Origin of the sequence: Streptomyces sp. BR123, assembly GCF_013401435.1 — a bacterium.
Lineage (GTDB): Bacteria > Actinomycetota > Actinomycetes > Streptomycetales > Streptomycetaceae > Streptomyces.
In genome coordinates this window covers 1-8,383 of sequence record NZ_JACBGN010000302.1, presented here as the reverse complement: position 1 = coordinate 8,383, position 8,383 = coordinate 1, and the positions used below count along the sequence as shown (strand labels likewise).

The following is an 8,383-nucleotide window of genomic DNA, read 5'->3' as shown; positions in this document are numbered from 1 at the left end:
GACCGTCACCCTCCACGATCCGGGACCCTCCGTACGGCGGCACCGGTAGCACTCGCCGGCCCGGGGCGGGGCGGCGAGTAGCCCGGCGAAGGCCTCCGCGGCGCCCGTCAGCGGAACGCGGGAGAACACGGCCAGGGGCCGGTGCCACGGCGGGTCGAAGGACAGCAGCGCGCAGTCCTCGCCGAGGGCGCCCCGGGCCGTGTGGGCGGGGGCCATGACGACCCCGGTGCCGGCGGCGGCCATGCGGACGGCCGTGGAGGTGTGCTCGGTGCGCAGCACGGTGCGCGGGCTGAAGCCGACCTTGCCGCACGCCCAGTCGAGGAACGGCTCGCCGTGCACGGTGGGTTCCATCGAGCAGCGGATCCAGTCGCGGTCGGCGAGTTCGGCCAGGCGTACGCCGCCGCGGCCGGCCAGCGGGTCGTCGAAGGGGACCACGAGCACCAGCTCCTCCCGGCCGGCCGGGAGGACGGGGCCGGTCCACTCCTTGGGCTCGGGGCCCACGGCGAGGTCGGCGACGCCTCGGTCCAGCTGCTCCTCCAGGGTTTCGGTGGACCCGTACTCGCGCAGGACGAGCTGGACGCCGGGGTGGCGGCTGCGCCAGCGGACGGCGACGGCCGGGAGCAGGCCGACGGCGACGGAGTGGACGGTGGCGATGTGGAGTTCGCCGCCGGCGGCCCCGGCGGCGGCCCGTGCGGCACGCTGCGCCTGGCGGGCGCTGCGGACGGAGAGCTGGGCGTGCGGCAGGAACGCGCGGCCCATGGCGGTCAGGCGGACCCCGCGCGGCATGCGCTCCAGCAGCGGGCCGCCGACCGACCGCTCCAGGGCCTTGATCTGGTGGGAGAGGGCGGGCTGGGTGACGTGCAGGGCGTCGGCGGCACGGGTGAAGGAGGACTCCTCCACGACAGCGAGGAAGTACTCCATCTGACGCAGGCTCATGGACGCGAAGCATAAGCGTCCTGCATGGGGCCGAGTAGATCATTGCCTTGGACCGCAGGCCGGGCCCGGCCGCAGGGTTGAGGGCATGAACACCGCAGATGTGATCGTGATCGGCGGCGGCACCGGCGGGTACGGCACCGCCCTGCGCGCCGCTGCCCTGGGCCTGGACGTCGTCCTCGTGGAGCGCGACAAGGTCGGGGGGACCTGCCTGCACCGCGGGTGCATACCGAGCAAGGCCATGCTGCACGCGGCCGAGCTGGTCGACGGGGCGGCCGAGGCCCGCGAGCGCTGGGGGGTGCGGGCGACGGTGGACGGGGTGGACTGGCGGGCCCTGACCGCCACCCGGGACGACATCGTCGCCCGCAACCACCGCGGGGTGGAGGGGCACCTGCGGCAGGCCGGGGTGCGGCTCGTGCACGGCTCGGCCCGGTTGACGGGCCCGCGTTCCGTACGGACGACGGACGGGCGGGAGTTCACGGCGGCGCGCGGCATCGTGCTGGCCACCGGGTCGCGGCCGCGCGTCCTGCCGGGGCTGGAGCCCGACGGGCACACGGTCGTCACCAGCGACGACGCGCTGTTCGCGCCGGGGCTTCCGGGGTCGGTGCTGGTGCTGGGCGGTGGGGCGATCGGCGTGGAGTACGCCTCGTTCCACCGGTCGATGGGAGCGGAGGTGACACTGGTGGAGGCCGCGGACCGGCTCGTTCCGATGGAGGACGCGGACGTGTCCCGGCATCTGGCGCGGGGGCTGCGCAGGCGCGGCATCGACGTGCGGACCGGGGCGCGGCCGGAGGGGATCGAGCGGCTCGCGGGCGGGGGCGTGCGGGCCGCCGTACGCGGTCCACGCGGGGACGTCGCGGAGGTGTCTGCGGAGCGGCTGCTGGTCGCGGTGGGGCGGGTTCCGGTCACCGACGGGCTGGACCTGGCGGCGGCGGGCCTGGCCGCGGACGGACGGGGGTTCGTGGCGCCCGCCGACTGGTCCCGGCTGGAGACCGCGGTGCCGGGGATCCACGTGGTCGGGGACCTGCTGCCGCCGCCTTCGCCCGGGCTGGCGCACGCCTCGTTCGCGGAGGCGCTGCTGGTGGCGGAGACCCTGGCGGGGGTGCCGGGCGCGTCCGTGGACTACGCGGCGGTGCCGAGGGTGACGTACTCGTCGCCGCAGACGGCCGCCGTCGGGCTGACGGAGGCGCAGGCCCGCGACCTGGCGTACGACGTGGTGGTGGGTTCGATGCCGCTGACGGCCATCGCCAAGGGGATGGTGCACGGGCAGGGCGGGATGGTGAAGGTGGTCGCGGAGCGGGGCGGTCGGGTGCTGGGCGTTCACCTGGTGGGGCCGCACGTGTCGGAGATGATCGCGGAGGGCCAGTTGATCGTGGGCTGGGACGCGGAGCCGTCCGATGTGGCCCACCACGTCCACGCGCACCCGACGCTGTCCGAGGCGGTGGGCGAGGTGTTCCTGACCCTGGCCGGCCGCGGCCTGCACCAGCAGCGGGCACCCGGCGGCCGAGGCTTTGGCCAGGGCCTCTCGGGAAGTGTGGGGCGTGCGGAGCAGTAGGGGGCGTGCGCGGCGGGCATGGCATCAGACGTGACCCACCTCCGTGACATGCGCTACCCCACACCGCGCGAACTCGCGCTGGCCGCCCGGGCACTGGCGGACGAACACCCCCGCCGGGTCCGGCTGCGCCAGGCCGGCCGCTCCCGGGGCGGGGAACCCCTCTGGCTCCTGTCCGTGGCCACGGACGGGACCGCCGCGGCCGGGACCGCTTCGGCCGGGACCGCTTCGGCCGGGACCGCTTCGAGCAGGAGTGCCGCAGGGGAGGCCGCCGACGACGGGACCGCTTCGAGCAGGACTGCCGCCGTCGGGACCGCCTCGGCCGGGAGCGCCTCGGCCGGAACCGCCGACGACGGGACCGCCTCGGGCGGGCCTGTCGTGGTCCGGCACGCCTCGGACCGGCAGGCCGCCGGCGGCGGCCCGCAGGCCCGCTGTGTGCTCGTCGTCGCCGGCGCGCACGCCAACGAGCCCGTCGGGGGCGCCACCGCCCTCGCCCTGGCCCGCCGCCTCGCCCGCGGCCCCGCCCCGCGCACCGGCGGAGGCTGGCACTTCCTCCTGTGCGCCGACCCCGACGGCGCCGCCCTGCACCGCACCCCGCGGCCGGCCTCCCTGCTCGACTACCACCGGAACTTCTACCGGCCCCCCGGCCCCGAACAGCCCGAGTGGGCGCCGTCTTTACTGCCCCCCGACCGGCTGCCGCCCGAAACGCTGGCCGTGACCGCCCTCATCGACGAGCTGCGGCCCGTGCTCCAGGTCTCCCTGCACGGCACCGACCTCGGCGGCTCCTGGGTCCAGCTCACCCGGGACATACCCGGCCTCGCCGAGCCGTTCGCCAAGTCCGCCGCCGAGCTGCGCATCCCCGTGGAGACCGGGGCCTCGGACGCGGTCGGCTGGCCCTCCCCCGGGCCCGGGATCTTCGTGATGCCCCCGCCGGGACACGACGCCGCCGGGGCGTTCCACCCGGAGGACACCCGGCTCAGCACCTGGTACCGCACCCACCGCTACGCCGGCACCACCGCCATCGTGGAGGTCCCGATGTGGGCCTCCGACCTGGTGGACGATCCGGCCCCGCACCCGGACCCGCGCGGCGCCCTGCGATTCCTGGCCGGCCGGCTCGCCGAGGACGCCTCCCTCGTCTCCGCGGTCCGGGACCGGGCGGCGGACGCGGTGCCGGGCGCGGACCCGCGCTCCGCCTCCCTGCTGCGCGCCGTCGACTGGACGCTCGGCCTGATCCCCGGGATCACCGCCGAGTGGACGGGCGCCGGAGCCCCCGCCGAGGCCTCGACGGCCCGCATCGGCAGCATCGACGCCTTCGGGCGGCGGCTGTCGCTGCGCGCCGCCGCGATGCTGCTGCGGGTGCTGCACGTCCAGGGCCACCCGGCCGCAGCCGGCCTGGACCGGCTCGTCACCGGCTGGTGCGCGGAGTTCGAGAGCCGGTTCCACGCCCGCTGGGTCCCGGTTGCCGACCAGGTCGAACACCAGACCCGTACCGTGCTCGCCGCCTACGAGCGCCTCACCGCCGCCGGCTCCGTCGGCCCGTGTCCGGCCGGCGGCGGCCCGAGCGGACCGTCCTAGCCCGTCGCCAGGCGGAAGGACATGCGGCCGAAGCCGACCTGGTCGCCGTCGCGGACCACGATGGAGCCGGTCACCCTGCGGCCGTTGACGGTGGTGCCGTTGGAGGAGCCGAGGTCGGTCAGGACCCACATCCCGTCGTGCATGCCGAGTTCGGCGTGCACCCGGGAGACGGTCTCGTCGGTGAGGCGGAGCCCGTTGCCGGGATCGCGGCCGATCCGCAGCGGCTGCGCCCCCGGGTGCGGCAGCAGCAGCTTCGGCAGGCGCTCCGCGGTCCAGGCGCGCCGGACCCCGGCGGACACGGCGGAGACCCGGCCGACCCAGCCGAACAGGCGGCGGGTCCAGGCGGCTTCCTTGTCCCGGCCGTCGAGGTCGGCGACGAGGACGGCGAGTTCCTCGGAGCGGCGGGCGCCGAGGGCGAGCTCCATCCGCCGCAGGAAGGTGTCGTGGGACAGCTTGCCGAGGGCGGCTCCTTCGCGGAGCTTGCCCAGGGCAAGGTCGCGCTCCGCGTCGGAAAGGCGCGGCGCGGGGTAGGCGGAGAACTCGAAACTCGACGTCACAGGGTGATTGTCGGCCCGTCAGGGCCGGAGTGTCCAGAACTGCTCCGGCCACCGGTGATGATGGGTACGACACATGGCAAAGCTCACGTTCCGGTACCGCCGCACACGAGGGAGCCGCCCGTGCAGTTCGAGGTGTGGGCACCGCTGGCAGACCGGGTCGCCCTGCGGCTCGCGCCCGCCGACCACCGAGCAGGAGCCCGAGCCGCAGGAGAGGCCGAGGGCCGGACCGCGTACGACATGGAGCGGGATCCGGGGCGGGACGGCTGGTGGGTCGTCGAGGCCCCGGCCGCCGACGGGGACCGGTACGGGTTCCTGCTGGGCGGCGACCCGGCCGTACGGCCCGATCCGCGCGGCCGGCGGCTGCCCGACGGGCCGGACGGGCCGTCGGCCGTCGTGGACGTCGCGTCCCTCGCCCCGCGGGCGCCGTCACCCGGGGTGCGGCTGCAGGACGCGGTCCTGTACGAGCTGCACATCGGCACCTTCACCCCCGAGGGCACCTTCGACGCGGCCGCCGCCCGCCTCGGCCACCTCGTCTCGCTCGGTGTCACGCACGTCGAGCTGATGCCGGTCTGCCCCTTCCCCGGCCGGCACGGCTGGGGGTACGACGGGGTCGCGCCGTGGGCGGTGCACGAGCCGTACGGCGGCCCGGCCGGGCTCGCCGCGTTCGTGGACGCGGCGCACACGGCCGGCCTCGGGGTGGTGCTGGACGTGGTCCACAACCACCTGGGGCCGTCCGGCAACCACCTGACGGCCTTCGGCCCGTACTTCACGGACACCCACCACACGCCCTGGGGGGCGGCGGTCAACCTGGACGCGCCCGGCTCGGACGAGGTCCGCGCGTACTTCATCGGCAGCGCCCTCGCCTGGCTGCGCGACTACCGGATCGACGGGCTCCGCCTGGATGCGGTGCACGCGCTGGCCGACGGGCGGGCACTGACGTTCCTGGAGGAACTGGCGGCGGCGGTGGACGCGCTCGCCGCCGAGACCGGCCGGCCGCTGTTCCTGATCGCCGAGTCCGACCGGTGCGACCCGCGGACCACCACCCCGCGCGCCGAGGGCGGTCAGGGCCTGCACGCCCAGTGGAACGACGACTTCCACCACGCCCTGCACTGCGCGCTGACCGGCGAGTCGCAGGCGTACTACGCCGACTTCGCCGAGGCGCCGCTCGCCGCCGTGGCGAAGACCCTGACCCGGGCCTTCTTCCACGACGGGACGTGGTCGGGGTTCCGCGGCCGCACCCACGGCCGACCGGTGGACCGCCGCCGGACCCCCGCCCACCGCTTCCTCGGCTACAGCCAGACCCACGACCAGATCGGCAACCGGGCGCAGGGCGACCGGCTCGCCGCCTCCCTCTCCCCGGGGCTGCTGGCGTGCGCGGCGGCGCTGGTGCTGGCCGGGCCGTTCGTGCCGATGCTGTTCATGGGCGAGGAGTGGGGCGCCGGCACACCGTGGCAGTACTTCACCGACCACCCGGACCCCGAGCTCGCCGAGGCCGTCCGCACCGGCCGGCGCCGGGAGTTCGCGGCCCACGGCTGGCGGGCCGGGGACGTCCCGGACCCGCAGGACCCGGCGACCCGGGACCGGTCGTGCCTGGACTGGGCGGAGCCGGAGCGCGACCCGCACGCACGGCTGCTGGCCTGGTACCGGACCCTGGTCGGGCTGCGCCGCAACCACCCGGACCTGCGCGACCCGGACCTGGCGGCGGTGCGCGTGGCGTACGACGAGGAGCGGCGCTGGATCACCTTCCGCCGGGGCGACGTACGGGTGGTGGTGAACCTCGCCCCCGAGCCGGCGGTGATCGCCCTGGGCCGCAACGGGGTCCGGGTGCTGGCCGCCTGGGATCCGGTCGGCCACCCGGACCCGGAGGGCCGTGTCCACGTCCCGGCGGAGTCGGCCGTCCTGCTGGCGCCGTGACGGGCGCCAGCAGGACCCGGCTTTCCGGCGGTCCGGGCCTCAGCGCGCGCCGAGGCGGCGTACGGCCCGGTCCTCCGCCCGCTCCACCGGCCCCCGCCCGTAGGCGTGGACCAGGGCGAGGTGGAACAGGGCGGGCGCCGTGGGCGTCCAGCGGTGGATCCGGTCCGGGCGGAGCAGGTAGCCGACGACGTCGGCGGGGCGGAACGGGACCAGGTCGACGCTCTGGTGCTCCCACCGGTCGGCGACTCCGCGGGACATCCGCTCCTGCAGGCCCTCGCCGGTCAACTCGCCCAGCCGGGCGTGGAAGTGGGCGCTCCACTGCCGCCGCTCCACGTCGAGCACGAAGGCCAGCAGGCTCAGCGTGTACTCGTGGGGTTCCAGGGAGAGTTCCTCGCGCATGCCGCGGCGCGCCACCTCGTGCAGGTCGGGGGCGTTGCGTCCGGCGGAGTCGAGGTGCCGCGACAGCCCTTCGTTCACCGAGGAGTTCCACAGGCCGGTGCCGGTCCGTACGCCGTCGGCGCGGCGGGTGACGACGAGGAGGTGGTCGGCGGTGACCACGGCGACGTTGACGCCGAAGCTGCACTGCAGGAACGCGGGTGCGCAGAAGGGGTCGCCGGGGTCCAGGTAGCGGCCGCGCGGCGTGGTGCCGTCGGGCAGCCTGCGGTCGAGCTGCTGGGCGGCCAGGAAGGTGAAGTAGTCGGTGGGGCGCAGCCGCAGGCGGACCTCCGGCTGCTCCTCCAGGGGGCTGCGGGAGACGGACACCTCGTCGACGGCGTAGCGGGGGCCGTTCCAGGCGCCGCCGCCGTCCCGGGCGCCCTCCTGCTCCTCGATCTCGTCGCGCCAGGGGGCCATCTCCTCGGGCAGGACGGCTTCCTGGTCGAGGACCTGGACGTGGACGGCGGACGGGGCGATCGGGTGCCGTCCGTCGCCCTCCACGATGAGCGCGGAGGTGCGCAGCGGGCCGAGGGCGAACGCCGACCAGGCGGCGGCGGCCCGGCCGTCGCCCTGGCGGAAGGTCAGACTCCGTACTCTGCCCGCCGATCGCCGTCTGAACCGGTGCCAGGCGTCCTCGATCGGCTGCTGGAAGAGGCTCCCGAGGACGAGCCCGAAGACGGCGCCGACCGCGCCGTTGACCACGTCTATTCCGCTCACACCGGTCAGCGTAGGGCAGTCAGCCGGGCGGACAGGGCGGCGGCCGCGGGCGTGGGCGTACGGGGCTCGAGGAGCTCCGTGCGGTGGACCAGGCGGGGGTCGGACAGGGGTACGGCCACTCCCGCCGCGGCGGCCTCGGCCACCCGGCGGGGCAGCAGGACCAGGCCGTGTCCGGCGGCGGCCAGGGCGCACAGGGCGTGCAGGTCGGTGCCGTCGTAGCGCAGGGCCGGGGCGGTGCGGACGGCAGCGGGCGGTGTCAGGCCGGCGTGCGGGGCGTCGAGCCAGCGGGCGTCGGTGAGGTCGTCCAGGCGGAGGGCCGACCGGCCGGCGAAGGGATGGCCGGCGGGGAGGAGGACGGCGAGCTGCTCCTCGCCGATGCCGGTGACGGTCAGCGGGGCCACGTCGGGCAGGCGCAGCGGGTCGCTGGCGGCGGCGAGGCCGTCGGCGAGCCCGAGGTCGCAGCCGCCGGTGGCGACGGCGGCCGGTACCCGGCCGGGCGGTACGACCCGCAGCTCGACCCCGGTGGCCGGCAGGGCGGCGAGCAGCCGCGGCCCGACGGCGAGCGGCGACACGGCGAGGGTGACCCGGCCGGGCGGGGCCGCGGCCAGCCGGAGCACGTCGGCGCGGGCGGCGTCGAGCCGCAGCAGCAGCGGTGCGGCGTGCTCCAGCAGGCGCTGCCCGGCGGGGGTGGGGGCGACGG

Annotated in this window: 7 protein-coding genes; 3 read left to right on the top strand and 4 right to left on the bottom strand. The window is 76.4% G+C overall.

Annotated features, from left to right (window positions below):
• On the bottom strand, window positions 1-936 hold a 936-nt coding region (locus tag HYE82_RS30555; protein ID WP_256987907.1), incomplete at its 3' end, for a LysR family transcriptional regulator.
• Between the two features lie 85 nt (window positions 937-1,021).
• Between HYE82_RS30555 and lpdA the strand changes: the two genes are divergently transcribed.
• Window positions 1,022-2,488: a dihydrolipoyl dehydrogenase gene (gene lpdA / locus HYE82_RS30550; RefSeq protein ID WP_179177438.1), complete on the top strand. Its 1,467-nt coding sequence runs from the start codon at window positions 1,022-1,024 to the stop codon at window positions 2,486-2,488.
• A 48-nt stretch (window positions 2,489-2,536) separates the two neighbouring features.
• Window positions 2,537-4,060, top strand: coding sequence for a M14 family zinc carboxypeptidase (locus HYE82_RS30545; RefSeq protein ID WP_256987909.1), 1,524 nt, complete (start codon window positions 2,537-2,539; stop codon window positions 4,058-4,060).
• Here HYE82_RS30545 and HYE82_RS30540 read toward each other — a convergent pair.
• Complete coding sequence (locus HYE82_RS30540) at window positions 4,057-4,617, bottom strand: DUF1707 and FHA domain-containing protein (RefSeq protein WP_179177436.1); 561 nt, start codon at window positions 4,615-4,617, stop codon at window positions 4,057-4,059. The two genes, HYE82_RS30545 and HYE82_RS30540, sit on opposite strands and share 4 nt — an antisense overlap.
• A gap of 120 nt (window positions 4,618-4,737) precedes the next feature.
• Here HYE82_RS30540 and treZ point away from each other — a divergent pair, with 120 nt between their 5' ends.
• Window positions 4,738-6,531 carry a malto-oligosyltrehalose trehalohydrolase gene (treZ, locus tag HYE82_RS30535; RefSeq protein ID WP_179177435.1) on the top strand — a complete coding sequence of 598 codons (1,794 nt, stop codon included), beginning with the start codon at window positions 4,738-4,740 and terminating at the stop codon, window positions 6,529-6,531.
• 39 nt (window positions 6,532-6,570) lie between these two features.
• Here treZ and HYE82_RS30530 read toward each other — a convergent pair whose 3' ends face one another.
• Window positions 6,571-7,683, bottom strand: coding sequence for a hypothetical protein (locus tag HYE82_RS30530; protein ID WP_179177434.1), 1,113 nt, complete (start codon window positions 7,681-7,683; stop codon window positions 6,571-6,573).
• 5 nt (window positions 7,684-7,688) lie between these two features.
• Window positions 7,689-8,383 (bottom strand): LysR substrate-binding domain-containing protein (locus tag HYE82_RS30525; protein WP_179177433.1); only part of this gene is annotated, 695 nt, incomplete at its 5' end.